Genomic DNA, 25,978 nt, shown 5'->3' on the forward strand with positions numbered 1-25,978 from the left:
GGGGCCTTCGGGTTACCAGGATTACCGGGGTTACCGCCTCCGCTTGGCCGTACCGAAGATCGAGCGGGTGATCTCACGGCCGATCTGGGTGCCGAGGGAACGTGCGAGGGACTTGAACATGCCGCTGCCGACGACCTGTTCGACGACGGAGGGCTCCTCCTTCGGGGCGGCCTTGCGCGGCGGGGCCTTCATCTCGTCCGGTCCCTTCGCCCCGCGGGACGCGTTGAGCTTCTCGTACGCCGATTCTCTGTCCACAGCCTGTGCGTAACGTCCGTGCAGCGGCGAGCCCTTGACCGCCTCGTCGAGGGCGGTGGGCTCGATCGGGCCCATCAGGGACTCGGGGGCGCGCAGCCGGGTCGCGGCGACGGGGGTGGGGGCGCCCTTCTCGCTGAGGACCGTCACCACGGCCTCACCCGTGCCGAGCCCGGTGAGCAGCTCCTCCAGGTCGTACGCCGAGTCGGGGAACGTCTTCACCGTCGCCTTCAACGCCTTCTGGTCGTCCGGAGTGAAGGCCCGCAGCGCGTGCTGTACGCGATTGCCCAACTGGGCGAGGACATCGGACGGCACGTCCTTCGGGGTCTGCGTCACGAAGAAGACGCCGACCCCCTTCGAGCGAATCAGCCGGACGGTCTGCGTGATGGAGTCGAGGAACGCCTTCGAGGCGTCGTGGAAGAGCAGATGCGCCTCGTCGAAGAAGAAGACGAGCTTCGGCTTGTCCGCGTCCCCGACCTCGGGCAGATCGTGGAAGAGGTCGGCGAGCAGCCACATCAGGAAGGTCGAGAACAGCGCCGGTTTGTCCTGTACGGCGGGCAGTTCGAGGACGGAGACGATGCCGCGCCCGTCGGACGCCGTGCGCATCAGGTCCGCGGTGTCGAACTCCGGCTCACCGAAGAAGTCGGCCATGCCCTGCGCCTCGAAGGCGGTGAGGGAGCGCAGGATCACGCCGGCCGTGGCGGTGGAGAGGCCGCCGATGTTCTTCAGCTCGGACTTGCCCTCGTCCGAGGTCAGGAAGGTGACGACGGCCCTGAGGTCCTTCAGGTCGACGAGTTCGAGCCCTTTCTGGTCGGCGTAGTGGAAGATCAGGCCGAGGGACTGCTCCTGGGTCTGGTTGAGCTGGAGCACCTTGGAGAGCAGCAGCGGGCCGAAGGCGGTGATCGTGGCCCGTACGGGGATGCCGTGGCCGATGCCGCCGAGGGCGTAGAACTCGGCCGGGAAGCCGGTCGCCGCCCACTGCTGATGGACGTCTTCCGAGCGGCTGCGGACCTTGTCATGGGGCTGACCCGGCGCCGAGATCCCGGACACGTCCCCCTTGATGTCGGCGAGGAACACCGGCACGCCCTGCGCGGACAGCTGCTCGGCGATCAGCTGGAGCGTCTTGGTCTTGCCGGTGCCGGTGGCACCCGCGACGAGTCCGTGCCGGTTCAGCATCGGCAGCGGAATCCTGACCTGCGCGTCCGGCAGACACACCCCGTCCCACAGCAGCGCGCCGAGATCGAGGGCGGGCCCGGTGAAGGCGTACCCGGAGGCGATCTCCAGGGCCTCCTTCGGAAGCGCGGGAGCGCTGCCCGGCGCCTCGGGAGCGGTGGCCGGCGGCATGGTCTCGCTGTCACTCATCTCAGGCACCTGTTCCGGTTTGCCCCCGTTTAAGGCATCTTTTCCAGCATCACACTCCGTCGCCATGGCTGCGCCCGGAAGGTCTTGACCGGTAGGCTTTCCGTGTGATCTTCAAGCGCATCGGAAACGGCCGGCCGTACCCCGACCACGGCCGGGAAAGCACCCGGCAGTGGGCGGACGTCGCGCCGCGCCCGGTCCGCCTCGATCAGTTGGTGACGACCAAGGGGCAGCTCGACCTGGAAACCCTGCTCGCCGAGGACTCCACGTTCTACGGCGACCTCTTCGCGCACGTCGTGAAGTGGCAGGGCGACCTGTACCTCGAGGACGGCCTGCACCGCGCGGTGCGGGCGGCGCTCCAGCAGCGCCAGGTGCTGCACGCGCGTGTGCTGGAGCTGGATTAAGTGACCGCCCTGTAAAGGGTTGGCCCTTTCGGGTTCTCCTGCCCGGTATCCAATGATCATTTAGTAGGCATCGCCGCCGCGGCGCACTACGCTGCGCCCATGAGCATGCTGACTCCCCCAGGCATGGGCGGCAAGTACCGGATCACGGGGGACAAATACCCGCGCATGCGCCGCCCCCGGCGGCGCGGCAGGCTCGTGGTCGCGCTGGTGGCGTCCGTCGCCGCGCTCGGTCTGGTCGGCTGGGGCACGTTGCAGCTCATCGGCATCTTCACCGGCAACGACGACAAGGCGTCCGCCGCGGGTCCCAAGGCGGACTGCGCGACGAAGGCGTCCCCCTCGGCCTCGGCGTCCGCCTCCGCGTATCCGAAGCCGTCGCAGATCACCGTCAACGTCTTCAACGCCACGCCCCGCGCAGGGCTCGCCAAGGACACGGCCGACGCCCTCAAGAAGCGCGGCTTCAAGATCGGCGACGTGGGCAACGCGACCAAGGAGTTCGACAAGAAGGTCAAGGGCGCGGGGCTGTTGCTGGGGCGTACGTCGGCCATGAGCACGTCGCTGGAGGTGCTGGGCACGCAGGTGGCGGGGGCGGAGGCGCGGGCTGACGGGCGCAAGGGTGCCGACGTGGACCTGATCATCGGGACCGGGTTCAAGTCGCTGGCGAAGAAGGCGGACGCGGACAAGGCGCTGGCCGCGCTGGGGAAGCCGCAGCCAGAGCCGAGCTCCTCAAAGAAGGCCTGCTGAAAGGCTTTTAGGGGCGCGGGGCCGTGTCGATCTGCGGCTCCGCCGCGGGGCGCGAGCAACCACGGACCCCCCGCGGCCGCGCTGAATCCGCACCCCTACGGCGATCAGGCGCTATTCCGCAGCCCCGTACAACCGGTCACCGGCATCTCCCAGGCCCGGCACGATGTAGCCGTGCTCGTTCAGGTGGTCGTCGACCGCTGCCGTCACCACCGTCACCGGCGTGCCCGCCAGCTCGCGCTCCATGAGCTCGACGCCCTCAGGGGCGGCCAGCAGCACCACGGCCGTGACGTCGTCCGCGCCGCGCTTGATGAGCTCGCGGATCGCCGCGACCAGCGTGCCGCCGGTCGCCAGCATCGGGTCGAGGACGTACACCTGGCGCCCGGAGAGGTCCTCCGGCATGCGCGTGGCGTACGTGGACGCCTCCAGCGTCTCCTCGTTGCGGATCATGCCGAGGAAGCCCACCTCGGCGGTCGGCAGCAGGCGGACCATGCCGTCGAGCATGCCGAGGCCGGCGCGGAGGATCGGCACGACCAGGGGGCGCGGGTAGGACAGCTTCACGCCGGTGGTCCGGGCGACCGGCGTGTTGATGTCGACCTGCTCGGTGCGCACGTCGCGCGTGGCCTCGTAGGCGAGGAGGGTGACCAGCTCGTCGGCGAGGCGGCGGAAGGTCGCGGAGTCGGTGCGCTGGTCGCGCAGCGTGGTGAGCTTGTGGGCGACCAGGGGGTGGTCGACGACGTGGAGACGCATGTCCACAACAGTAACCGGGCCCGCTGGGGCCGGCGTCCCGGCGATCCCCAAACCCCCGGGAAGCACGATTCACCCGGGCGCTGGCATCAAACCCCTCGTCGGAGGGAAAGTGAGAGGGACGTAGCGGGGTGGTGTACCTATGCCAGTGCCGGAGCAGGAGCCACAACAGGAGACCGACGCCGAGCGCCGCAGGCGGCGCGCCCAGTTCCTGCGCGATCTCGCGGAGGCCCGGGAGCTGCGGGACCGCGTCCAGCCGCGGCGTGCCAAGGTGGCGCGGCTGCGCCACGCCATGCGCATGCGCACCTTCCGCTGGTAGGGCTTGAGCCGTTCTTGGGCCGCCTGATGCGTGCGCCACGGCGGGAGCCGCGTACGATCCCGCTGGTGGACGATCAAAACGGGCGGACACAGGGAGCCGAAGACGTCCCCTGATCGCTCCGTTTCTGCCACGATTCCGAGTGGGTGGGGCTCGGACCCAAGCCTCCCCGCCCGCAGACCTCCGCCGGGGGGACCCCCAACCGGCACGCCTATGACCAGTGGGAGAGTCACGGTGTACTTCGCCGCACTGCTCGCGCGCACCGAAGACGGGTGGGAAGCGAGCGACACAGAGCTCCTCGACAATGTGGAGACGCTGTCGGATCTGGCCGACCTCGCCCGGGAAGCCGCGGCTGAGGACGACACGGTGCTCGTGCTGATCGAGCAGGAGGACGCCTGGTTCGGCGTCGTCCGCATCGACGGCGAGGACGACCCCCGTATCTACGTGTCGGACGCCGCCGCCGCTGCCCGCAGCAGTTACGGCGAGATCCTGCTCACCGACGAACTGCTCGGAAGGGAGCCCGGCGACAACGACGCCGACCTGGACGCGCTCGACCTCGACGGCACCGAGGACGGCGAGGACGAGGACGAGGACGACGACGACAGCGAGGGCGGCGGCTCCGCCGAGGCCGTGCCGCACGGCCCGGTCGGCGACCCCGAGATCCTCGACGACCTGGGTGTCAGCCAGAAGGAGCTGAAGGCCCTGTCGGAGGACGCGCTCACCGAGATCGCCGAGGCCCTGGGCGCCTCGGAGGTCCTGGAGACCGTCCGCTGACCGTGGGCGTCCCCGTGGGGTCCCCGGACCCGGTACGCGACCGCTGGCGGGCCGCGATGCGGCTCGCCCTGGACGAGGCCGGCAAGGCGGGTGCGGACGTGCCCGTGGGGGCGGTCGTACTGGCCCCGGACGGCACCACCGTCCTCGGCGCCGGCCACAACGAACGCGAGGCGGTCGGCGACCCGACCGCCCACGCGGAGGTCCTCGCGATCCGCCGCGCGGCAGCCGGTCTCGGCGAGTGGCGGCTGACCGGCTGCACGCTCGTCGTCACCCTCGAACCCTGCACGATGTGCGCGGGCGCCCTCGTGCAGTCCCGGGTGGACCGGGTCGTCTACGGCGCCCGCGACGAGAAGGCCGGTGCGGCCGGCTCCCTCTGGGACGTCGTCCGCGACCGCCGCCTCAACCACCGCCCCGAGGTGATCGAGGGCGTCCTGGCCGAGGAGTGCGCGGCGCTCCTCACCGAGTTCTTCCGCTCCCGCTGAAGACCCCGGATACCGATTTCAGAGCATGCCCCACCTTGCTGTAAGGTCTCCCTCGGTAGCGTGTCCGAGCGGCCGAAGGAGCTCGCCTCGAAAGCGAGTGTGGCGCAAGTCACCGAGGGTTCAAATCCCTCCGCTACCGCTTGAGAAGGGCCCCGTCGAAAGACGGGGCCCTTCGTGCGTGCCGGAACCTGAGGGAGCGGCCAGGAAGCAAAGGGCCTGAGTCCGCGGGCCGTTGGTCCTTAAATACGACGTGAAGTTACACTCGCCGCCGGCACACCAGTCCCAAAGAGCACCTCAGTCACGGGGGAGGCCGCGATGGCGGTGAATTCGAAGAAGGCCGCCGTCTATCTGCTCGTGGTCTTCGTGCTGTACGTGATCATCACGGACCCGGCCAAGGCCGCCGACTACGTCCAGATAGGGTTCGAGGGCATATCGGACGCCGCCAAGGCGATCGGCGACTTCTTCACCTGGCTCGCCGACGGGGCGAAGTAAGCCGTAACCAGGAGTGCTCATGATCCGCCATCTCGTCCTCTTCAAGCTCAACGACGGTGTCGAGCGCGACGACCCGCGCGTCAAGGCGGGCGTCGAGGCCTTCCGGGCGCTGGAGGGGAAGATCGACGAGATCCGGTTCTGGGAGCTGGGGTGGAACCTCAGTGACCGGCCCATCGCCTACGACTTCGCGATCAACTCGGGGTTCGAGGACGTGGATGCGCTGCGGCGCTATGTCGAGCACCCGGAGCACCAGGCGGGGGTGGGGCTCTGGAAGGAGTTCGCCACCTGGGTGATCGCGGATTACGCGTACTGAGTCCTGGACCCACCTCGTTCGGCCCCTCGTCGGAACGGCGGGGGGCTTTCGTGCGTCTTCTGCCCCAACTCTTCCCTCAACACGGCGTTATGGGGTGCTTGCACACAGTGCACATGTCTTGTGATGCTATGACCGCTTTTGACGGATGAGTTGACCGATGTAGACCGATGAAGAGGTGGCGTTGACCGTGTCGGCCAGTACTGCGCCACCCCAGGAAGAGGCGCCGGTCCAGACTCCCGCGCCCGCCACCCCCCAGCGCAGCCGCGGAGCGGACACCCGGGCGCTCACCCAGGTGCTCTTCGGCCAGCTCAAGGGGCTCCAGCCGGGCACGCCGGAGCACAACCGGGTGCGTGGGGCACTCATCGAGGCCAACCTCCCGCTCGTGCGGTACGCGGCCGCCCGGTTCCGCTCCCGCAACGAGCCGATGGAGGACGTCGTCCAGGTCGGCACCATCGGGCTCATCAACGCCATCGACCGCTTCGACCCGGACCGGGGCGTGCAGTTCCCGACGTTCGCGATGCCGACGGTCGTCGGCGAGATCAAGCGGTACTTCCGGGACAACGTACGGACCGTGCACGTACCGCGCCGGCTGCACGAGCTGTGGGTGCAGGTCAACAGCGCGACGGAGGACCTGACCACGGCCTTCGGACGCACCCCCACCACCGCCGAGATCGCCGAGCGGCTGCGCATCGGCGAGGACGAGGTGCTGTCCTGCATCGAGGCCGGACGGTCGTACCACGCGACCTCGCTGGAGGCCGCCCAGGAGGGCGACGGGATGCCGGGCCTGCTGGACCGGCTCGGCTACGAGGACCCCGCCCTGGACGGCGTGGAGCACCGGGATCTCGTACGGCATCTGCTGGTGCAGCTGCCCGAGCGGGAACAGCGCATCCTGCTGCTGCGCTACTACAGCAATCTCACCCAGTCACAGATCAGCGCGGAACTCGGCGTCTCCCAGATGCATGTCTCGCGGCTACTCGCGCGTAGCTTCCAGCGGCTGCGGTCCGCGAATCGCATCGAGGCCTGAGCCTGGAGCTCCGGTCGGGAATCGAACGAGACCCAACCGAATGCACAAGCGATAGATCACCTTCGCGAGCGAATCGCTCACCAGCACGGATCCCGACGGTTGTGCGCCGAAAAACCGTCAGACCCCCTTTATCCAGGGCGTATTCACGTCTCGCATGTCGACATGTCACTACAGCGTGTTGCCGACATGTGACATTCTGCCGGAAGCGCGTTTGCCGGGGCTTCGGCTCCGGTATTCAGGTGAAGGCTGACGTTCTCGACGGAACGCCCGCCGCGACCGTCCCGCGACCCAGAGGGGGTGGCATGTCCGCAGACCAGGGCAGCTCGAAGGTGCTCACGCTCACGAAGAGCGAGTCCGCGCCCGCGCTCGACGCCGTAACCGTTGTCGAGGCCGCGCCGGCCCCGGCTCTCCCGGCCCCCGTGGCCTCGGGAGCCATCGACACCCGCACCCTGTCCCGCTCCCTCTTCCTGCGGCTCGCCGCACTCGACGAGAACAGCCCCGAGCGTGCCTACGTCCGGGACACCCTGATCGAGCTCAACCTCCCGCTGGTGCGGTACGCCGCCGCCCGGTTCCGCTCGCGCAACGAGCCGATGGAGGACATCGTCCAGGTCGGCACCATCGGCCTGATCAAGGCGATCGACCGCTTCGACTGCGAACGGGGCGTGGAGTTCCCGACGTTCGCGATGCCGACGGTCGTCGGCGAGATCAAGCGGTTCTTCCGCGACACCTCGTGGTCGGTGCGGGTCCCGCGCCGCCTCCAGGAGCTGCGGCTCGCCCTCACCAAGGCCAGCGACGAGCTCTCGCAGAAGCTCGACCGCTCCCCGACCGTCGCCGAACTCGCCGCGGTTCTCGGGGTGTCGGAGGAGGACGTCGTCGACGGCCTCGCGGTCGGCAACGCCTACACCGCCTCCTCGCTGGACTCCCCGGCCCCGGAGGACGACGGCGGCGAGGGCTCCCTCGCGGACCGCCTCGGCTACGAGGACACCGCCCTGGAGGGCGTCGAGTACCGCGAGTCCCTGAAGCCGCTGCTCGCCAAACTGCCGCCCCGCGAGCGGCAGATCATCATGCTGCGCTTCTTCGCCAACATGACCCAGTCGCAGATCGGCGAGGAGGTCGGCATCTCCCAGATGCACGTCTCCCGGCTGCTGACCCGGACCCTGGCGCAGCTGCGGGAAGGCCTCATCTCCGACTGAGGTCTTCATAATTGACGGAGCGTCAGCCACCATGGCCCGATGCTCCGTACGACACCGAGCACGACCGCGAGAACGACCCCGAGTACGACATGGACGTATGGCCGTCGAGGCGCCCTGATCGGCGCATCGGCGGCCGTCGTCTGTCTGGGCGTGGCACTGACCTCGTGCGGGAGCACGGGGGAGGGTTACACGGCCGTCGGCCCGCCGGCCGTCCCGCCCTCGTCCGCGCGGCCGACGGGGGACGTGCGGGTGGTGCCGCTCGAGAGCGGTGCGGCAAGCCCGAGCGTCGGCAACTCCCCACTCCACACGTACGGTTCACCGGCCCCTGAGCCCCCGGCGCCGAGCGCCCGCCCGTCGAGCGGCGCCAAGTCCGGTCGTACGGCGTCCGGTTCGCCGTCCCCGACGGCCTCCCCCAGCCGTACGACCGCGCCCGCCGCCCTCACCTGGGACGCTCCCGTGCGGGCGGCCACCGACCAGCGGTGGTGCGAGGACGTGACGCTCGTGTTCCGCAACTCCGGGGGCGCCGCGGTCCGTTCGGGGACCGTGCGGTTCGGGACGCACGTCATCGGGGCGCTCGGGGTCGACTGGGGGACCGTCGAGTCGGAGGTGGAGCTTCCGGCGCCGGTCGAAGGCGGCGCGCGGAAGGGGCGGACGTGGACGGTGTGCGTCGAGGAGTGGCGCGTGCCGCTCGGCATGCACATCGAGACGCGGGACGTCGACGTCCGCTGGAAGTGACCTCGGGAACTACTTGAGCGCCAGCCAGGCCACCGCGGCGACGATCGCCACGGCGACGACGACACCGACGATCAGGCCGAGGCGCGGGCCGGAGGAAGTGGGAGCGGCGGCCGCCTGCTGGCGGCCCTGCGGGCCCTCGTCGACGAACGCGCGGAACATCTGGGTGCTGCCGGCGGGGTCGTAGTTGCCCTGGGGGTCCTGGGTGTTAGCCATGCCCCGAGACACTAGCGAATCCGCCGTGACGGCCCAAGTGCGGGGCAGGGACCTGCTCCAACCCCTCTCACATGCACGTTTACGCTCGCAATACTTGCCTTTGCCAAGTTTTTATGTCTCACCCACCCGGTTTATTTGCCTGCAGCAACCAACCTCTCCTATGGTTGCCCTAAGCAACGAATACGGGAGGTGGAATGGCCGGTCAGCCGCAGTACGAGGAGCTGATGCGCCAGTTCAGCGCCTTCGGTGCCGTGAAGCGGGAGATGGGGCGGATCCTGCCGTCCGACTGCCCGAGCGGTTCCGCCGCCGTGCTGACGCTGCTCGCCCGTCACGGGGACATGCGCATGAGCAAGCTCTCGGAGCTGCTCGCCGTGGACATGTCGGTGACCAGCCGCCATGCGGCGCACCTGGCCGAGCGCGGCTGGATACGGCGCTCCCCCGACCCGGCGGACAAGCGCGGCCGCATCCTGCACCTCACCCCGGCGGGCCTGGCCCGGCTCGACGAGTTGTCGGAGCGGACCTGCCGGATGCTCGCCGAGCGGCTCAGCGACTGGAGCGACGACGAGGTGGCCCAGTTGAGCGGGCTCATGGCCCGGCTCCGGGCGAGCTTCGACGACGGTCGCGCCCCCGCCGCCCCTCCTGTGTTCGAAGAGACCACCCGTACACCCGCAAACACATAAGAGAAGGAAGTCCATGGCAACCACCACACCAGCCGGTGTGCGGGCTCACGCCAAGCACGGGGGAGGCACGGACCACGCCCCCATGTCCCACCGGCAGATCATGGAGGCGCTCTCCGGGCTGCTGCTCGGGATGTTCGTGGCGATCCTGTCGTCCACGATCGTCTCGAACGCCCTCCCGGAGATCATCGGCGACCTCGGCGGCGGCCAGTCCGCCTACACCTGGGTCGTCACCGCCGCCCTGCTGTCGATGACGGCCTCCACTCCCCTGTGGGGCAAGCTCGCCGACCTCTACAGCAAGAAGGCGCTCGTCCAGATAGCGCTGATCATCTACGTGCTGGGATCGGCCGCGGCCGGACTCTCCCAGAACGCCGGCATGCTGATCACCTTCCGCGTGGTCCAGGGCATCGGTGTCGGCGGCCTCTCCGCCCTCGCGCAGATCGTGATGGCGGCGATGATCTCCCCGCGCGAGCGCGGCCGTTACTCCGGCTACCTCGGCGCGACCTTCGCCGTCGCCACCGTCGGCGGCCCGCTGCTCGGCGGTGTCATCACCGACACCTCCTGGCTCGGCTGGCGCTGGTGCTTCTACGTCGGTGTGCCCTTCGCCGTGATCGCGCTGATCGTGCTGCAGAAGACCCTGCACCTGCCGGTCGTGAAGCGGGACGTGAAGGTCGACTGGGCCGGCGCGTTCTTCGTCGCGGCGGCCGTGTCGCTGCTGCTGATCTGGGTCACCTTCGCCGGTGACAAGTACGACTGGATCTCCTGGCAGACCTACGCCATGGTCGGCGGCTCCATCGCGCTCGCCCTGATCTTCGTGCTGGTGGAGTCCAAGGCCTCCGAACCCCTCATCCCGCTGCGGCTGTTCCGCAACCCGACCATCACCCTGTCGTCGATCGCGTCGATGTTCGTCGGCACCGCGATGTTCTCCGGCACGGTCTTCTTCGCCCAGTACTTCCAGCTGGCCCGCGACAAGTCCCCGACCATGTCCGGCGTGCTGACCATCCCGATGATCGGCGGACTGTTCGTCTCCTCCACCGTCTCGGGGCAGTTCATCACCCGTACCGGCCGCTGGAAGGCCTGGCTGGTCAGCGGTGGCGTGCTCATCACGGCGGGCCTCGGTCTGCTGGGCACCATCCGCTACGACACGGACTACTGGAAGACCGCGATCTTCATGGCCCTGCTGGGTCTCGGCATCGGCATGATGATGCAGAACCTGGTGCTGTGCACGCAGAACCAGGTCGAGCCCAAGGACCTCGGTTCGGCGTCCTCCACGGTCACCTTCTTCCGGTCCCTCGGCGGTGCGATGGGCGTCTCGGTGCTCGGTGCCGTGATGGCCAACAAGATCACCGACTACGTCAAGGACGGCCTGACCGACCTCGGCCCCAAGTACGCATCGCTGGCCAACGGTTCGAGCGGCTCCAGCGAGATCCCGGACATGGACAAGCTGCCCGCGCCACTGCGCACGGTCATGGAGAGCGCGTACGGCCACGGCATCGCCGACGTGTTCCTGATCGCCGCCTGCCTGGCCGCGGTCGCCTTCCTGATCACGCTGTTCATCAAGGAGGTCCCGCTGAAGACCAAGGGTGCGATGGCGCAGGCGGCGTCCGAGTCCGAGGCCGAGAAGGCTCCGGTGGAGGCCGATGCGCAGGCGCCGGTCGCCGAGGAGCGGGTGCCCAGCTGGGCCACCGCCGAGCCGGCCGCCGACGGCACCCAGCGGCTCGCCGCCGTGGCGACCGTCGAGGCCCCGGCCGCACCGTCCGGCGGCATCCCGGTCCGCGGTCACGTCCGCGGCGCCGAGAGCGCGCCCGTTCCGCAGGCCGCGGTCACGCTGATCTCGCTCGCGGGACGGCAGCTGGGCCGGTCGGTGACGCAGGCGGACGGCTCGTACGGGGTGGAGGCGCCCAGCGTCGGCTCGTACGTCCTGATCGCCGCCGCGGACGGCTTCCAGCCGCAGGCGTCCACCGTCGTGGTCAACGGCGAGCCGGTGGCGTACGACATCCTGCTCAGCGGCACGAGCGGGCTGAGCGGGGTCGTGCGGGCCTCGGACGGCGCGCTGCCGGTGAAGGACGCCATGGTCATCGTGACCGACGTCCGCGGTGATCTGCTGGCCACCGGGACCACCGGTGAGCAGGGCGAGTTCGGCTTCGCCGAGCTGGTGCCGGGCGCCGTGACCGTCGCGGTGAACGCCGCCGGGTACCGGCCGCGCGCGCTGCCCGTCGAGGTCGGCGGCACGGGTGTCACCCGGATCGAGGTGGAGCTGGACTCCGGCGCCCAGGTCCAGGGCGTCGTACGAGCGCCGCACGGTCCGCTGGCCGACGCACGGGTGACCCTCGTGGACGCGGCCGGCAACGTGGTCGGCACCGCCACCACCGGGTCGGACGGGGCGTACGCCTTCACCGACCTGGACGGCGGCGAGTACACGGTCATCGCCACCGGCTACCCGCCGGTCGCGACGGCCCTGACGGTGGCCGGCCGGGGGACCGACGGCCACGACATAGAGCTCGCGCACCCCGGCGAGTGAGTCACTGAATACCCCGGCCCGTGGAGCGCGTTTCGAGCGGAGGCGCGCGCCACGGGCCGGACCTGTGTGGAGGAGAGAGCTGAGATGGGACTGACCGCGAGGATCCGCACCCGGGACGGATGGGCCGTGTCGCACGCGGTCGTCACGGTGACGGACATGACCGGCACGCAGGTGCTGCGCGCCGAGGCCGACGAGGAGGGCGCGGTCCGCGACCCCGAGCCGCTGGCGCCCGGCGCGTACACCGTCATCGTCACCGCCGTCGGCTACGCGCCCGCCGCGTCCAGCGCGATCGTCACGGCGAGCGGCCGGGCCGAGGTCGGCACGGTCACCCTGGCCCGGCAGGGCGGCACCGAACTCCCGCCGCCGGGGCCGTGGACCATCGACCCGGTGCACTCCAGCGTCGGCGCGGTGGCCCAGCACCTGGGCATCTCCAGCGTGCACGGCCGCTTCACGGACTTCGCCGGCACCATCGAGATCGCGCCGGACGACGTCACCAAGTCCCGGGTGGAGGCGGTGATCCGGGCCGCGTCCATCGACACGGGGAACGCGATGCGCGACGGCCATCTGAAGTCCGCCGACTTCCTGGACGTCGAGGTGCACCCCGAGATCACCTACCGGTCGACGGGGATCTCGCTCGCGGGCACCGACCGCTGGACGGTCCACGGGGAGCTGGGCATGCACGGTGTCGTACGGCCGGTCGACCTGGACCTCGCCTACCTCGGCACCGGCGCCGACCCGTGGGGCGGGACGCGAGCCGCGTTCCGGGCGACGACCGAGCTGCGCCGGGACGACTTCGCGATGAACTACAACCAGGTCGTGCAGGCGGGGATCGCGGCGATCGGCACGACGCTGAAGGTGGAGCTCGACATTCAGGCGGTGCAAGGGGAGTCCCTGCCTCCGCAGGCCTAGGCTGAGGACATGGCACCGAGCATCGCTACCAACACCCGTGTTTCCCTCGACGAGTTGCTGGACTTCGTACGGCCCCGGCACAAGGCCCTGCTGCTGACCCGGCGGGCGGACGGCAGCCCGCAGGCCTCGCCGTTGACCTGCGGGGTCGACGACTCCGGGCGGATCGTCGTCTCCACCTACCCGGAGCGGGCCAAGACGCGCAACGCCAAGCGCGACGAACGGGTCAGCCTCGTCGTGCTGAGCGACGACTGGAACGGGCCGTGGGTCCAGATCGACGGCACCGCCGAGGTCATCGACTCGCCCGACTCCGTCGAGCCGCTCGTGGAGTACTACCGGAACATCGCCGGGGAGCACCCGGACTGGGACGAGTACCGGGCCGCGATGCTGAAGCAGGGCAAGTCGATCATCCGCATCACGCCGGAGAAGTGGGGGCCGGTGGCGACGGGGGGCTTTCCGGCCCGGCTCGTCACGCCGGACGCCTGACCATCGCCTCGATCCCCGCGATCAGCAGATCGAGGGCGAAGGCGAAGTCCCGCTCCCACACCTCCTCGACCGTGCCGCCGCCCCGCGCCGCCATGATGTCCTCCGCCTCCTTGACGAGGCCGGCGGTCTGCGGGGCCTGGCTCACCGCGCTCATCGCGTCGCGGAAGTACTCGTCGGGGGTCATGCCGACCTGCGCGGAACGGGCGTTGAACTGGCCCTCGATCGTGCCGAAGCCGTACACGAACTGGAAGACCGCGGAGATCGCCGCCGCCAGGCCGTGCGCGGGCAGGCCGGTACGGCGGATGACGCCGTGGACGCACCGGGAGAAGACCAGGCTGTTCGGCCCGATGTTGAGGAACGTGCCGACCAGCGAGGACATCCACGGGTGCCGCACCAGCAGGGCACGGTAGCCCCGGGCCAGCACGCGGAGCTGGTCGCGCCAGTCCTCGCAGGCCGCCTCCGGGCCGGGGAGGACCAGTTCGCCGTAGGTGGCGTCGAGGGCGAGTTCGAGGAGGTCGTCCTTGGTGTCGACGTACCAGTAGACGGACATCGCGGTGACGTTCAGCTCGGCGGCGAGCCGCCGCATGGAGAACCTGGCCGGCCCTTCACTGTCGAGGAGCCGGACGGTGGCCGAGGTGATGCGCTCACGATCGAGCCCAGTGGGCTGACCCCCGCCCCGGGCACCCCGCCGCGCCTTCCCCTCCAGCCACACACTGGTACGCGCAGCCCGCTGACCGGCCTTCTCCATGGCGCACCTTCCTGGCTGTACGAGCTACCGAAAACTTGCCCAGTGCTCCCCCCTTCAGGGTGGAGGTGCAGGGCGTCCTGGCGGTAGTGGCCCGGAGGGGCGCGGCGGCATGGTTCAGGTCGCCTTGAAGAAGGGCGGCGACCTCCACCGGTCGCCGCCCTTCGTCGCGTTACGTCAGCTGCTCGCCTTCTGCGTCAGGTCGTAGAAGGTCGACGCACCCACCGTCACCTTCTTGAAGTTGGCCTCGACCCAGGAGGTGATCTGCGAGGACGTGCCGCTGCTGCTGCCGCGCATGCCGCCGCCGGAGCCGGACGCGATGAAGTAGTGGATCTTGCCGTCCTCGACGTACTGCTTGAACTGGGCCAGCGTCGGGGACGGGTCGGTGCCGTTGAAGCCGCCGATCGCCATCACCGGGTCGCCGGTGGAGAGTTGGTAGCTCGCCGCGTTCTGGGCGCCGATGGCCGCCGCGACCCAGGTGTAGTCGCCGGCGTCGGTCTCCAGCAGCTTCTTGGCCTCGTCGGAGACGGTCGCGCCGTTCAGCAGGCCGCCGGCGCCACCGCCGCCGCGCATGCCACCGCCTTCGCCGCCCATGGCGCCCGGCTGGTTCTGGGTGCTGCCGTTGCCGTTCTGCTGGTTCTGACCCGGCATGCCGCCGCCGCCCGGGAAACCGCCGCCCTGCCGGCCGTTCTGCTGGCCCTGTCGGCTGTTCTGGCCGCCGCCCGGGAAGCCACCGCCACCGGGGCCACCGCCCCGGCCGCCCATCATGCTCGCGCCGGCCGGGCCGGCCGTGACGATGGAGCCGGTGTGGCCCTCCTGGAGAGTGCTGATCGTGTACGCGGTCGGGCCGGCGAGGGCGGCCACCAGGCCCAGGGCCGCCGCCGCGAGGGCCAGTTGGCGGTTGATCCGGCCCGCGAAGACCAGGCCGAGCGCGGCGACCAGACCGCCGATCAGGACCAGCCACTTCAGCCAGGGCAGGTAGTCGGGGGTGCGGTTGAGGAGGACGTAGCTCCAGGCTGCCGCCGCCACGACCGACGCCGCGAGCGTGATCGACGCCCACAGCTCGGCGCGCTTCTCCCACAGCAGCCCGGCGCCCATGCCGATCACGGCCGCCAGGTAGGGAGCGAGGGCCACCGTGTAGTACTGGTGGAAGATGCCCGCCATGTAGCTGAAGACGACCATGGTGATCACCAGCGAGCCGCCCCAGACCAGGAACGCACCGCGGGTGACGGACGTCCTGCGCGCCTTTCGGGTGGCCCACAGGCCCGCGACCAGCAGGATCAGGGCCGCCGGGAGCAGCCAGGAGATCTGGCCGCCGATCTCGGAGTTGAACATCCGGTCCCAGCCGGTCTCGCCCCACTGGCCGCCGCCGTTGCCGCCACCACCGCCGACGCTGCCGGTCTCGTCGCCGTTGAGGCGGCCGAGTCCGTTGTAACCGAAGGTCAGTTCAAGGAAGGAGTTGTTCTGGGAGCCTCCGATGTAGGGGCGGGAGGAGGCGGGCCACAGCTCGACGATCGCGACCCACCAGCCGCCGGAGACGATCAACGCGGCGGTCGCGGCGGCCAGTTGGCCGAAGCGCTTCTTCAGCGACACCGGCGCGCAGACCGCGTACACGATCGCGAGCGGCGGCAGGATCAGGAAGGCCTGGAGCGTCTTGGCGAGGAAGGCGAAGCCGATCGCCGCACCCGCCCACACCAGCCACTTCGTCCGGCCGTCCTCCAGGGCGCGGACCACGAAGTAGCAGGCCACGGCCATCAGCAGGGCGAGCATCGCGTCCGGGTTGTTGAACCGGAACATCAGCGCCGCGACGGGGGTGAGCGCGAGCACGGCGCCCGCGATCAGACCGGCCGCGGGGCTGAAGCGGCGGCGCACGGAGGCGTACACGACGGCGACCGTGCCGATGCCCATCAGCACCTCGGGCATCAGGATCGCCCAGGAGCTGAGCCCGAAGATCCGCACCGACAGCGCCATCGGCCACAGCGAGGCCGGCGGCTTGTCGACGGTGATGGCGTTGGACGCGTCGAGCGAGCCGAAGAAGAACGCCTTCCAGGACTGGCTGCCGGCCTGGACGGCCGCGGAGTAGAAGGAGTTGGCGTAGCCGGAGGAGCTCAGGTTGGAGAAGTAGAGGGCGGCGGTGGCCAGCAGCAGGGCCCAGAAGGCCGGGCGCGCCCAGCGGGGGTCCTCGGGGCGGCCGCGCCAGAGTCCGCGCACGAACGGCTGCTTGGGCTCTCCGGCCTCGGGGGCGGGCGGGGCCGCAGGAGCCGAGGGCTCCTGAACGGTCGTACTGGTGATGGTCATCGGGCGTCCCTCGGGTCGGTGTCGGTCGGGCGCACCGGCTGCAGCTGCATGGTGGCGTCCCCCCGGGTGCGGTCCGCGGCTTCACCGGCGCGGAGCTGGTCGTCGTACGAGAAGTGGTTGCCACCCGCGCGCACCGGCAGCGGCGGGTGGAGAGGTGATGTGGCGGGGGCGGGGGTGTGGCTCGCGATCACCGTCGACTCGGGGCGGTCGGGGAACACCCAGGCGCGGAAGAGCAGGAAGCGCAGCACGGTCGCGGCGAGGTTGGCGGCGATCAGGACCGCCAGTTCGGTGGAGTGCGCGGGGTGGCCGCCGGCCGCGTCGAGGGCGGCGAGGGAGCCGCTGGTCAGGGCGAGGCCGATGCCGAAGACGACGAGGCCCTGCGCCTGGTGCCGTACGGCGCCGCCGCTGCCGCGCACCCCGAAGGTGAGCCGGCGGTTGGCCGCCGTGTTGGCGACGGCGGACACCAGCAGCGCGAGCGCGTTGGCGACCTGCGAACCGGAGAAGGTCCGGAAGCCGCTGTAGAGGAGGAGGTAGAAGAGGGTCGACAGGCCGCCCACGACACAGAATCCGACGAGCTGGCGGGCCAGGCCCTTCGGTACGTCCTCGATCTCGCGGTCGCGCGGGTCGTCGCCGAAGGGACGCGCGATCCGGTCCAGCGGCAGCGAGCCGGTGGCCAGCGCCTTGCCGACCCGCCACACCCCCTTCAGGTCCTCGGTCGCCGTCCTGACGATGTGGACGGTGGAGTCGGGGTCGTCGACCCAGTCGACGGGCACTTCGTGGATACGGAGTCCCGCGCGCTCGGCGATGACCAGCATCTCGGTGTCGAAGAACCAGCCGGTGTCCTCGACCATCGGCAGCAGCGCCTGCGCCACGTCACGCCGGATGGCCTTGAAGCCGCACTGCGCGTCAGAGAAGCGGGCCTGGAGCGAGCCGCGCAGGATGAGGTTGTACGAGCGGCTGATGAACTCCCGCTTGGGGCCGCGCACCACTCGGGAGGAGCGGGCGAGGCGGGATCCGATCGCCAGGTCGGAGTGGCCCGAGATCAGCGGGGCCACCAGCGGGAGCAGGGCGTTGAGGTCGGTGGACAGGTCCACGTCCATGTAGGCGAGGATCGGCGCGTCCGAGGCGGACCACACGGCGCGCAGGGCGCGGCCGCGGCCCTTCTGCTCCAGTCGGAAGGCCCGGACCTCGGCGATCTCCGCCTCCAGCCGCCGGGACACCTGCGGGGTGGTGTCCGTCGACGCGTTGTCCGCGATCGTGATGCGGAACGCGTACGGGAAGGTGCGCGCGAGGTGCTCGTGCAGTCTGCGCACACACGGCTGGAGGTCCTTCTCCTCGTTGTAGACGGGGATCACTACGTCCAGGACAGGCGTACCGGCGGCTGCGGCCGGGAGGTGCTCCCGCGCCGGCAGAGTGCCGGGAGAAGAGTCGGTTCGCATGGACCGACTGTCGTCAACTGCCCTGTCGCACCCATGTGGTGGCACTGTGCTGTGCCTGTGAGTGTGATTGCCAGTTCGTTTCGGGCGCCGGGCGGGGGATCGCGGGGGCGAGCGCGGGCAGATGAACCGTGAACACGGTCCGCCCCGGCACGCTGTCCACGGTCACGGCACCGCCGTGCGCGGTCGCCACGGCCTGCACGATGGCGAGCCCGAGCCCGGTGGACCCGGAGGCCCTGGACCGGGACGAGTCACCGCGCGCGAACCTCTCGAAGACATGCGGCACCAGATCCGGTGGGATTCCCTGCCCGTTGTCCTCGACGTCCACGCACATCCAGGGGCCGCGCCGCTGGACGCGGGCGGTGATGGTGGTGCCGGGTTCCGTGTGTTTGCGGGCGTTGCCGAGCAGGTTGATGAGGACCTGCTGGAGGCGGGCGGCGTCGCCGGCGACGAGGGCGGGTTCATCAGGGAGGTCGAGCCGCCAGTTGTGCTCCATTCCGGCGGCGCGGGAGTCGCTGACGGTGTCGACGACGAGGGGGATGAGGTCGGTCTGCTCGAACTGGAGGGGCCGCCCGGCATCCAGCCGCGCGAGCAGCAGCAGGTCCTCCACCAGCAACGTCATACGCCCCGCCTCGGACTCGATGCGTCCGAGCGCGTGGCGGGTGTCGGGGCCGATCTGCTCCCGGCCGCGCCGGGTGAGTTCGGCGTAGCCGCGGATGGAGGCGAGGGGGGTTCTGAGCTCGTGACTGGCGTCGGCGACGAACTGGCGGACCCGCATCTCGCTCTGCTGGCGGGAGTGCAGGGCCGCGTGGACGTGGTCCAGCATCCGGTTGAGCGCGACGCCGACCTTGCCGACCTCGGTGTTCGGGTCGCACTCCGACTCGGGGACCCGCTCGCTGAGGTTCACCTCGCCGGTGTGGAGGGGGAGTTCGGAGACCCTGGTGGCCGTCCCGGCGACGCGACGGAGGGGGCGGGTGGCTACGCCGACGATGACGGTACCGGCGATACCGGCGGCGACGAGGCCGGCGGCGGTGACGCTGGCTTCTACGGCTATGAGGGTGTTGAGGGTGTTGTTGACTTCCTTGGTGGGGAGGCCGACGTAGTAGTCGCCCTTGGGGCCGGTGCGGTACTCGACGCGGTACTCACCGCGGCCGGGGATGTCGACGGTGTGGATCTTCCCGTCCTGGGAGACCTCGTCGAGTGCGTTCATCGCCTCGTCGGAGAGCCCCTCGGCCTTCTGCTCGTAGGAGGTGTCGTCCTTCACCCCGACCTTGGCATCGGTGACGACGTGGTTCTTCACCGAGGCCACGAGGGTGCCCTCCTGCGGGCCCCTGACAAGGTCGTCCAGGGTCGCGGTGCCCTGCGGCCGGATATGGCCCTCGTCTTCCCTGCCGGGCGGAGCGTTCATACCGGCGGCCCGCGCCCCGGCCTCGCCCACCTTCGTGTCGAGCTGCTCATACAGATGCGACCGCAACGCGAGTGTCGTCACGGTCCCGATCACCGCACACACCACGGCGATCAGCACCACGGACGCGACGACGAGCCGCGCCCGCAGGGTACGCGGCTTGCCCAGTCGCTTCCGCTGCGGACGCGGCCGTCGCCGTCCGCTCATGACGCCGCGGGTTTGATCAGGTAACCGGCGCCGCGCCGGGTGTGGATCATCGGCTCGCGACCGGCGTCGATCTTGCGGCGCAGGTAGGAGATGTACAGCTCGACGACATTGGCCTGGCCGCCGAAGTCGTAGGACCACACGCGGTCCAGGATCTGCGCCTTGCTGAGCACCCGCCGCGGGTTGCGCATCAGGAAGCGCAGCAGCTCGAACTCGGTGGCGGTGAGGTGGATGGACTGCCCGGCCCGCGCGACCTCGTGGCTGTCCTCGTCCAGGGTGAGGTCGCCGACGACCAGCACGGATTCGGAGCGGCGGTCGGCGGCACCGGAGCGCCGGATGAGCCCACGCAGCCGGGCCACGACCTCTTCGAGGCTGAACGGCTTGGTGACGTAGTCGTCCCCACCGGCGGTGAGCCCGGCGATACGGTCCTCGACGGCGTCCTTGGCGGTGAGGAAGAGCACCGGAACGTCCGGCAGCTCACGCCGCAGCCGCCCGAGGACGGTCAGCCCGTCCATGTCGGGCAGCATCATGTCGAGGACGACGGCGTCGGGCCGGAACTCCCGCGCGGTCTGGACGGCGCCCGTGCCGTCCCCCGCACTCCGGATCTGCCATCCCTCATAGCGCAGGGCCATGGACAGCAGCTCGGTGATCGACTGCTCGTCGTCCACCACAAGCACTCGGACGGGGCTCCCGTCCGGCCTCAGCAGTTCGGTGCGCCCCTGGGGCGAGGTCGTGGTCATGCTGGACACACTGTCGGGACGCTCTGAGAACAGGCTTTCGTCTTCCTGTGATTTCCCTGAGAAACGCACAGGGAACACCAAGAGGGAACACCGAGGCGGCACCGGTCGCCCGAGGTCAGACGCGGGCCCGCTGGAAGCCGTGACTGTGCTCGACCTTGGCGATGTGCAGCGAGTACCGCTCGTACCAGTGCGCCCGCCCGCGCTCCTTGGCCTCGCGGTGCGCCGCGTGCCGCCGCCACTCCTCGATGCCGGCCAGGTCCCGGAAGTAGGCCACGGTGACCGCGAGTCCGCCCGGCGTGTGCGCCGAGTCCTCGCCGAGGAACCCGGGGATCTCCTGGACCAGTTCGCCCAGGCGCTCCGCGGTGGAGCCGTATCCGCCGTCCCGCTCCGCCTCCTCGGTACGGACGGAGGTGAAGACGACCGCGTAGTACGGCGGTTCATGGGCGGCGACAGGGAGAACGGGCGCGACAGGTGCAACGTGTTGATCACTCATGTCATCCACGGTCGCCCCGGCGCGGCGCCGCGTCCAGGGACCTTGCCGAAAGGGATCCCGGAGGGATCCGTCTCTTTACCTTCCGCGTCCCGGCCGTCGCCCGGCCCGCAGCCCCTCAGAACAACCCGTCCTGCACCCCCGCCTCCCTCCTGAACTCCCGCACCGGCACCGAGACTTCCGCCCCCTCCGTCGGCACCAGTCCCCACCCCGTCATCAGCCGCGTGTCCAGCACGATCACACCGTCCCCCGTGTCCAGATGCAGATCCGGCCCGGCGGCGGCGACCAGCCGCCCGCCCACCACCCCACCCGCGACGAGCTCGGACACCGCACCGACAGCGGCCGGCGCCCCCGCGAGGCCGAACACCTCCACATGGTCCACAGGCCGGAACGGCTCGGCCCGCAGCGACTCCGGCCAGCCGCCCAACGCCAGCGCCCGCCCGTGCAGTTCCGCGATCTCGGCCGCCCGCTCCGCCGCCGTCCCGGGCAACGCGGACCGCACGGCGCGCTTGTCGGCGTACGGGATCCGGTCCGGCACCCGGAGGGCGGCCCGCAGCAGCTCCTCCGTCCGCCGGGCGGCCATCAGCGGGCCGACGCCGAGCCAGCTGAAGCAGACGGCCCCCTGTTCCAGCAGCCGCGCGGAACCCCGCTCCTCAGCGGTGATCCCGACCTTGGTCATGCCGGGGCCGAACCACGCCAGATATACGTGGTACGGGCGCGGGTCGTCCGCGATCGTGTCGGCGGCCACGGAGTGCGCCCGGTCCAGCCGCGCACACTCCTCGCACCGCGCCCCCGTGCTCCGCCCCGGCACGGCCGCCCGCACCGGACACGCATGCCCCCGCGCTCCCACGCATGTCCGCACACCCCCGTCCGCGACCCCGAAGGCCACTCTCTTCCCCCAGGTCAGCGCACTGCGCCGACCGCCGTCCCACGCCAGCACGGGGCCGTCCGCCGACCAGCGCAGCCCCGCGCACTTCCATGCCTGTGCCATCTCTGACGAGAGTAGGGGGCACCACTGACAACGCCCCGATCAGCCACCGGCGTCCGCGGTGACGACCTCCGGCTCGGCGCCGACGACCACGGGTACCGCGGCCCGCCGCCCCCGCCCGGCCAACCGGCACCCCACACACCCCGGATGCCCGTCCCGCGCCGACAGGTCCCGCGTCCGCATCCCCCACTCCTCCCGGGGCCGTCGCCCCGGCGGCTTGCCCCAGCCGGCGAGATGGAGAGCCCAGGTGACCAGAAGTCCCAGCACCACCAGGGCGCCCCCGCCCACCAGCACCGGGACCGACACCATGACCACCCCGAGGCCCAGCACGACACAACCGACCGTGGCCACGGCGCATCCGGTCCACCCCGCGATCGTGTGCCCCTCGTCATACTGGCTCACGTACCCACCTCCAATCTCTCACAGTCTAAGAAGTTCAGATCCTAAATCTCTCACGATCTAAGGTAATAGGAAAGATGCCAGCCAAGCCCCGCCCCGCCACGACCCCGGCCGAGGCGCTGTCGTCGATGGACTCCCTCATCGCGACGCACCTGCTCGGCCAGCAGGAGATGGCCCAGCGGCTGGGCCTGAACGTCACCGACCTGCTCTGCTTCGCCTGCGTCCTGAAGGCCGGCGAGAACCTGCTCACCGCGGGCGACCTCGCGGAGCACGCGCACGTCACCACGGGTGCGATGACCGGCATCCTCAACCGTCTGGAGCGCGGCGGCTTCATCACCCGCCGCCCCGACCCCACGGACCGCCGCCGCGTCCGCGTCGCCGCCGTCCCGGCCGCGGTCGCCCGGGTCACGGCCCTGTACGGCCCCTACTACGCCCGTCTCGACACCCTCTTCGCCGACTACTCCGCCGCCGAGACCGCCGTACTGAACGACTGGTTCACGCGCGCGACAGGCCTCGCGCTGGAGTACATCGAGGAGCTGCGCGGCAAGGACGCGGAGGACGCCGGGCGCTCCGAGTAGGGCGCGGCCGAAGGGAGTCCCTGCAAGGGAGTCCAAGTAGGGCGCGGCCGAGGGGAGATGGTGGAGCTGGCCCTACCTCCGTTCCGGGAGGGCACACCATCGTTTCGCGAGGCCCGCCGGGGGATCGTGGAGCACGTCAGCAGCTCCCCGACCGCCCCGGAAGGACATCGCCATGGAGACGCAGCGCACGGAGCGCCCGGACGTGCGGCAGGGGGTGGGCGCGCTCGCCTCCTTCGTCCGGTTCGTGGTGTGCGGCGGAGGCGTGGGGCTGCTGGCCGGCGCGGCGGTCCCGCTGCTGGCGACGCTGATGCCCTGGGCGTTCGCGAACGCGGTGGTCACGGTCGCGTCCACCCTCCTCTGCACCGAGCTGCACGCCCTGTTCACCTTCGGCACCGGCCGCCGCGCCGGACTGCGCCGCCATCTGCAGTCGGCGGGTTCGGCGTCGGTGGCCTACGTGGTGACCTGCGCCGCGATGCTCGTGCTGCACGCTGTGGCGGCCTCGCCGGGCCTCGCCTGGGAGCAGGCCGTCTATCTCGCCGCCTCCGGCCTCGCCGGCATCGGCCGGTTCCTGGTGCTGCGGCTGTGCGTCTTCGCGGGCGGCCGTGCGGAGGAGGCGGTGCCGGTACGACCGCTGCCGAACGTCGTCCGCCTCCGCCACGACGACCTTCTGCTCGCCCGTTAGCGACTCCATGGTTCCGCGAGTGGGGTCGCGGCATGGTGGAAGACAGAGGTTCTCAAGGGCCTTCGGAGGAACGCATCCCGTCCCAGGGGCTCAGCCCCCTCGCAGGAAGGAAGCTCTCATGAACACACCGGTGAACCCCCCGTCCCCGGCCGACGACAGCGAACTCGTACCGCTGCTCACCGCCTGGGACCTGACCCACCCGGCCGCCGCCGACCCCGAGTGGCGCCACCTCCTGGACGAGCTCGCCCACCCGCGCACCATCGAGGCCTTCCACCGGTTGGCCGGGGCGACGGCCTGAACTGCCGTACGGCCCCTACGAGGTGGCGGCCACCGTCAGCGTGTAGTCGACGCCCGTGGAGAAGTCGGCGGACCGGCCCCGGATCTTCAGCGTGTGCAGACCGCTGTCCAGACCGGGCAGTTGGATCCACAGCCCGCACCCGGTGCCCTCGAACGTCTCGCCCGTACCGGTGACCGGATTGCCGGCGACGCTCTCCACGGTGACGGCCTGGCCCCGGTAGACGTCCGCCTCGACCTTCTTGCCGTCCAGGACCGCCGTGCCCTTCACGTCGTCCATGAACAGCACGCAGTCGGCGGGCCCGCCGATCCGGTTCACCAGGGGAAAGGCCAGCGGCACCCCGGCCGGGACCGGGCAGCTGCGCGCCTCCTGCGCGCCGAACGTGCCGGCCAGGAACCACACGTCCTTCGGCTGGTTCCGCGCACAGTCACCGCCGTCCTCGTCCGCGACCGGGTTCGTCGACTCGGGCTCGGAGGCCGCCCAGGACCACCAACGGCTCTGCAGCACATCGGGAGCGAGCCGCCCCTGCTGCGAGGAGGACGCGGACGCAGAGGCGGACGAGGACGAGGAGGCGGACGAGGACGGGGAAGCCGTGGACGACGCCCGCTCCGACGCCTCGCCCGACCCCGCGCCCTCCGCGTCGCCCCCACCGCCGCACCCCACCAGCACGGCCGCGAGCCCCACCCCCACGAGCCCCGCTCTGCCGCCGCCCCTGACCCTCATCGCGCTCTCCCTCCCCGGAACATCACCATGAAACGCGAAAGGCCCCGGATCTCTCCGGGGCCTTTCGTCAGTGTGCACTCGGCAGGATTCGAACCTGCAACCTTCTGATCCGTAGTCAGATGCTCTATCCGTTAAGCTACGAGTGCTTGTTTTGTTTTCCCGCCGTTCCTTGCCCTTCCGGGCCGCTCGCGGCGACAGGAAGAACATTACATGACTGCCGCCGCCATGTGAAATCCGTTTGCCGTACCCCTTGTGACCTGCGAAAACGCCCAGATGGCGGCATGCGCGGGCGATGCCGGACAACGACGAAGCCCCAGTCCGAGGACCGGGGCTTCGTGATCAAGCGCGGAGGCGGAGGGATTTGAACCCTCGATGGGCTTTAAGGCCCAAACCGCATTAGCAGTGCGGCGCCATAGACCGGACTAGGCGACGCCTCCAGCACAGCCGCCCGCGCGAGCGCGAGTGGTGCGTGCAGATGATGACACAGTCGAGCGCGGTGTCACCAATCGCCTCCCACGGTACTAGGCAGGCGGGCCGCAGGGCAAAGCACTTCCCACCGTCACCGGGCCGCGCCGCAACCGGCCGGGGCGGGCGGCGTTAGTCAGGTCATGTCCCTGCTCCGGAAGTCCCGCGCCCCGTTCGCCCGGCTGCTCGTCGCCGGCGCCTCCTCCCTCGTCGCCGTCGGCTCCCTGGCCGCCTCGCCCGCCACCGCCCTGGACCGCATGCCGCCGCCCGCCCGCGACGACCTCGGCACCGGCGACCACCTCACCGTCACCGTCCGGAACGCGGGCGGCGCGAAGGACGGCACCTTCGAGCTGTACTGCCACCCCGGAGGCGGCACCCACCCCGACGCCGGCCGCGCCTGCGCCGCGCTCGACCGCGGCACCCAGTGGGGCAAGGACACCTTCGCCCCCGTACCCGACGACAGCCTGTGCACCATGCAGTACGGCGGACCCGCCACCGCGCATGTCACCGGGACCTGGGCCGGGCGGCCCGTCGAGGCGACGTACGACCGCAGCAACGGGTGCGAGATCGGGCGGTGGGACCGGATGGTGCCGCTGCTGCCCGACCTGAGGGCGTGAGGCCGGGGCGAGAGGCCGTAGCGAGAGGGGGCGTACACCTGTCGTGTTCGCACAGGCATTTCATGGCGGATTCGGCGGAGTCGTGAAAACGGCGCGAAGGTCCCCCGGAGACGAAGCAAGAGGTCGCGGGAGTCGGTCACACGTTCTGCGTCACTTCGTCGTGCGACCTCCCTCTCATCCGGGGCCGCGCGCGCAACCGCAGCCCTTAGACTCCCTCGCGTGACACGCTGCGGACCGGTTGGCAAGATGGCCCGAGCGGTCGGCAAGGTGCGGTAACAGGG

30 protein-coding genes and 3 tRNA genes are annotated in these 25,978 nt (G+C 70.5%); 19 read left to right on the forward strand and 14 right to left on the reverse strand.

The window, feature by feature from the left end; all coding sequences use genetic code 11:
- Positions 1 to 30: 30 nt before the first annotated feature.
- Positions 31 to 1,614, reverse strand: a complete 1,584-nt coding sequence (locus tag CRP56_RS20525; RefSeq protein ID WP_097266035.1) for a helicase HerA-like domain-containing protein — start codon at positions 1,612 to 1,614, stop codon at positions 31 to 33.
- Between the two features lie 104 nt (positions 1,615 to 1,718).
- Here CRP56_RS20525 and CRP56_RS20530 point away from each other — a divergent pair, with 104 nt between their 5' ends.
- Together CRP56_RS20530 and CRP56_RS20535 are read left to right on the forward strand one after the other, a co-directional pair.
- Complete coding sequence (locus CRP56_RS20530; RefSeq protein ID WP_003999914.1) at positions 1,719 to 2,015, forward strand: type II toxin-antitoxin system VapB family antitoxin; 297 nt, start codon at positions 1,719 to 1,721, stop codon at positions 2,013 to 2,015.
- 99 nt (positions 2,016 to 2,114) lie between these two features.
- Complete coding sequence (locus CRP56_RS20535; RefSeq protein WP_097266036.1) at positions 2,115 to 2,756, forward strand: LytR C-terminal domain-containing protein; 642 nt, start codon at positions 2,115 to 2,117, stop codon at positions 2,754 to 2,756.
- Between the two features lie 111 nt (positions 2,757 to 2,867).
- Here CRP56_RS20535 and upp read toward each other — a convergent pair whose 3' ends face one another.
- Positions 2,868 to 3,503: a uracil phosphoribosyltransferase gene (gene upp / locus CRP56_RS20540; RefSeq protein ID WP_097274289.1), complete on the reverse strand. Its 636-nt coding sequence runs from the start codon at positions 3,501 to 3,503 to the stop codon at positions 2,868 to 2,870.
- A 139-nt stretch (positions 3,504 to 3,642) separates the two neighbouring features.
- On the opposite strand from upp, the gene CRP56_RS47155 reads away from it, so the two are divergent.
- From CRP56_RS47155 to CRP56_RS20580, 9 genes are all read left to right on the forward strand, one after another.
- Positions 3,643 to 3,819, forward strand: a complete 177-nt coding sequence (locus tag CRP56_RS47155; RefSeq protein WP_143664918.1) for a DUF4461 domain-containing protein — start codon at positions 3,643 to 3,645, stop codon at positions 3,817 to 3,819.
- A 231-nt stretch (positions 3,820 to 4,050) separates the two neighbouring features.
- Positions 4,051 to 4,590, forward strand: a complete 540-nt coding sequence (locus CRP56_RS20545; protein WP_097266037.1) for a tRNA adenosine deaminase-associated protein — start codon at positions 4,051 to 4,053, stop codon at positions 4,588 to 4,590.
- 56 nt (positions 4,591 to 4,646) lie between these two features.
- Complete coding sequence (tadA, locus tag CRP56_RS20550) at positions 4,647 to 5,072, forward strand: tRNA adenosine(34) deaminase TadA (protein ID WP_097274291.1); 426 nt, start codon at positions 4,647 to 4,649, stop codon at positions 5,070 to 5,072.
- A gap of 54 nt (positions 5,073 to 5,126) precedes the next feature.
- A tRNA-Ser gene (locus CRP56_RS20555) sits at positions 5,127 to 5,211 on the forward strand.
- Between the two features lie 176 nt (positions 5,212 to 5,387).
- Positions 5,388 to 5,564, forward strand: coding sequence for a hypothetical protein (locus CRP56_RS47615; protein ID WP_097266039.1), 177 nt, complete (start codon positions 5,388 to 5,390; stop codon positions 5,562 to 5,564).
- Positions 5,565 to 5,583: 19 nt separating this feature from the next.
- Complete coding sequence (locus CRP56_RS20565; RefSeq protein ID WP_097266041.1) at positions 5,584 to 5,877, forward strand: Dabb family protein; 294 nt, start codon at positions 5,584 to 5,586, stop codon at positions 5,875 to 5,877.
- A 175-nt stretch (positions 5,878 to 6,052) separates the two neighbouring features.
- A complete protein-coding gene (locus tag CRP56_RS20570; RefSeq protein WP_097266043.1) occupies positions 6,053 to 6,901 on the forward strand; it encodes an RNA polymerase sigma factor SigF in 849 nt (282 codons plus the stop codon).
- 302 nt (positions 6,902 to 7,203) lie between these two features.
- Positions 7,204 to 8,094, forward strand: coding sequence for an RNA polymerase sigma factor SigF (locus CRP56_RS20575; protein ID WP_097266044.1), 891 nt, complete (start codon positions 7,204 to 7,206; stop codon positions 8,092 to 8,094).
- 39 nt (positions 8,095 to 8,133) lie between these two features.
- Positions 8,134 to 8,829: a hypothetical protein gene (locus CRP56_RS20580; protein WP_097266046.1), complete on the forward strand. Its 696-nt coding sequence runs from the start codon at positions 8,134 to 8,136 to the stop codon at positions 8,827 to 8,829.
- Between the two features lie 9 nt (positions 8,830 to 8,838).
- Here CRP56_RS20580 and CRP56_RS20585 read toward each other — a convergent pair whose 3' ends face one another.
- Positions 8,839 to 9,042, reverse strand: coding sequence for a hypothetical protein (locus CRP56_RS20585; RefSeq protein WP_179851070.1), 204 nt, complete (start codon positions 9,040 to 9,042; stop codon positions 8,839 to 8,841).
- Positions 9,043 to 9,236: 194 nt separating this feature from the next.
- On the opposite strand from CRP56_RS20585, the gene CRP56_RS20590 reads away from it, so the two are divergent.
- The 4 genes from CRP56_RS20590 to CRP56_RS20605 all read left to right on the forward strand — a co-directional run bounded on the left by CRP56_RS20590 (position 9,237) and on the right by CRP56_RS20605 (position 13,632).
- Complete coding sequence (locus tag CRP56_RS20590) at positions 9,237 to 9,722, forward strand: MarR family winged helix-turn-helix transcriptional regulator (protein WP_097266050.1); 486 nt, start codon at positions 9,237 to 9,239, stop codon at positions 9,720 to 9,722.
- A 13-nt stretch (positions 9,723 to 9,735) separates the two neighbouring features.
- Positions 9,736 to 12,240, forward strand: a complete 2,505-nt coding sequence (locus CRP56_RS20595; protein WP_097266052.1) for an MFS transporter — start codon at positions 9,736 to 9,738, stop codon at positions 12,238 to 12,240.
- 84 nt (positions 12,241 to 12,324) lie between these two features.
- Positions 12,325 to 13,149, forward strand: a complete 825-nt coding sequence (locus tag CRP56_RS20600) for a YceI family protein (protein ID WP_097266054.1) — start codon at positions 12,325 to 12,327, stop codon at positions 13,147 to 13,149.
- Between the two features lie 9 nt (positions 13,150 to 13,158).
- Positions 13,159 to 13,632 carry a PPOX class F420-dependent oxidoreductase gene (locus tag CRP56_RS20605; protein ID WP_097266056.1) on the forward strand — a complete coding sequence of 158 codons (474 nt, stop codon included), beginning with the start codon at positions 13,159 to 13,161 and terminating at the stop codon, positions 13,630 to 13,632.
- On the opposite strand, the gene CRP56_RS20610 is transcribed toward CRP56_RS20605, so the two are convergent.
- The 8 genes from CRP56_RS20610 to CRP56_RS20645 all read right to left on the reverse strand — a co-directional run bounded on the left by CRP56_RS20610 (position 13,616) and on the right by CRP56_RS20645 (position 22,340).
- Positions 13,616 to 14,380, reverse strand: a complete 765-nt coding sequence (locus CRP56_RS20610; protein ID WP_097266058.1) for a TetR/AcrR family transcriptional regulator — start codon at positions 14,378 to 14,380, stop codon at positions 13,616 to 13,618. The genes CRP56_RS20605 and CRP56_RS20610 overlap by 17 nt on opposite strands.
- A 174-nt stretch (positions 14,381 to 14,554) precedes the next feature.
- Positions 14,555 to 16,675, reverse strand: coding sequence for a glycosyltransferase family 39 protein (locus CRP56_RS20615; RefSeq protein ID WP_097266060.1), 2,121 nt, complete (start codon positions 16,673 to 16,675; stop codon positions 14,555 to 14,557).
- Positions 16,672 to 18,114, reverse strand: a complete 1,443-nt coding sequence (locus CRP56_RS20620) for a bifunctional glycosyltransferase family 2/GtrA family protein (RefSeq protein ID WP_097266062.1) — start codon at positions 18,112 to 18,114, stop codon at positions 16,672 to 16,674. Before CRP56_RS20620 ends, CRP56_RS20615 begins: the two co-directional genes overlap by 4 nt.
- A gap of 13 nt (positions 18,115 to 18,127) precedes the next feature.
- Positions 18,128 to 19,723 carry a sensor histidine kinase gene (locus tag CRP56_RS20625; protein ID WP_097266064.1) on the reverse strand — a complete coding sequence of 532 codons (1,596 nt, stop codon included), beginning with the start codon at positions 19,721 to 19,723 and terminating at the stop codon, positions 18,128 to 18,130.
- The gene (locus CRP56_RS20630) at positions 19,720 to 20,460 is read right to left on the reverse strand and encodes a response regulator transcription factor (protein ID WP_179851071.1); all 741 of its coding nucleotides are present in this window, start codon (positions 20,458 to 20,460) and stop codon (positions 19,720 to 19,722) included. Before CRP56_RS20630 ends, CRP56_RS20625 begins: the two co-directional genes overlap by 4 nt.
- A 115-nt stretch (positions 20,461 to 20,575) precedes the next feature.
- Positions 20,576 to 20,953: an antibiotic biosynthesis monooxygenase family protein gene (locus CRP56_RS20635; protein WP_097266066.1), complete on the reverse strand. Its 378-nt coding sequence runs from the start codon at positions 20,951 to 20,953 to the stop codon at positions 20,576 to 20,578.
- Between the two features lie 115 nt (positions 20,954 to 21,068).
- Positions 21,069 to 21,941 (reverse strand): DUF2797 domain-containing protein, encoded by an 873-nt coding sequence (locus tag CRP56_RS20640; RefSeq protein ID WP_097266068.1) that lies wholly within the window; start codon positions 21,939 to 21,941, stop codon positions 21,069 to 21,071.
- 39 nt (positions 21,942 to 21,980) lie between these two features.
- Positions 21,981 to 22,340: an HGxxPAAW family protein gene (locus CRP56_RS20645; RefSeq protein ID WP_097266070.1), complete on the reverse strand. Its 360-nt coding sequence runs from the start codon at positions 22,338 to 22,340 to the stop codon at positions 21,981 to 21,983.
- Between the two features lie 74 nt (positions 22,341 to 22,414).
- On the opposite strand from CRP56_RS20645, the gene CRP56_RS20650 reads away from it, so the two are divergent.
- From CRP56_RS20650 to CRP56_RS20660, 3 genes are all read left to right on the forward strand, one after another.
- A complete protein-coding gene (locus tag CRP56_RS20650; RefSeq protein WP_097266072.1) occupies positions 22,415 to 22,915 on the forward strand; it encodes a MarR family transcriptional regulator in 501 nt (166 codons plus the stop codon).
- Positions 22,916 to 23,087: 172 nt separating this feature from the next.
- Positions 23,088 to 23,597 carry a hypothetical protein gene (locus tag CRP56_RS20655; protein WP_097266074.1) on the forward strand — a complete coding sequence of 170 codons (510 nt, stop codon included), beginning with the start codon at positions 23,088 to 23,090 and terminating at the stop codon, positions 23,595 to 23,597.
- 118 nt (positions 23,598 to 23,715) lie between these two features.
- Entirely contained in the window at positions 23,716 to 23,895 is a 180-nt protein-coding gene (locus tag CRP56_RS20660) for a hypothetical protein (RefSeq protein ID WP_097266076.1), read from the forward strand.
- A 15-nt stretch (positions 23,896 to 23,910) separates the two neighbouring features.
- Here the strand turns inward: CRP56_RS20660 and CRP56_RS47620 are convergent, their stop codons facing one another.
- The 3 genes from CRP56_RS47620 to CRP56_RS20675 all read right to left on the reverse strand — a co-directional run bounded on the left by CRP56_RS47620 (position 23,911) and on the right by CRP56_RS20675 (position 25,052).
- Positions 23,911 to 24,615 carry a signal protein gene (locus tag CRP56_RS47620; protein ID WP_179851072.1) on the reverse strand — a complete coding sequence of 235 codons (705 nt, stop codon included), beginning with the start codon at positions 24,613 to 24,615 and terminating at the stop codon, positions 23,911 to 23,913.
- 73 nt (positions 24,616 to 24,688) lie between these two features.
- Positions 24,689 to 24,761, reverse strand: a tRNA-Arg gene (locus CRP56_RS20670).
- A gap of 200 nt (positions 24,762 to 24,961) precedes the next feature.
- Positions 24,962 to 25,052: transfer RNA gene (locus CRP56_RS20675), tRNA-Ser, on the reverse strand.
- A 171-nt stretch (positions 25,053 to 25,223) separates the two neighbouring features.
- On the opposite strand from CRP56_RS20675, the gene CRP56_RS20680 reads away from it, so the two are divergent.
- Positions 25,224 to 25,697: an SSI family serine proteinase inhibitor gene (locus CRP56_RS20680; RefSeq protein ID WP_097266080.1), complete on the forward strand. Its 474-nt coding sequence runs from the start codon at positions 25,224 to 25,226 to the stop codon at positions 25,695 to 25,697.
- Positions 25,698 to 25,978: the final 281 nt, after the last annotated feature.

The organism is Streptomyces sp. TLI_55, from assembly GCF_900206255.1.
GTDB lineage: Bacteria > Actinomycetota > Actinomycetes > Streptomycetales > Streptomycetaceae > Streptomyces > Streptomyces aquilus.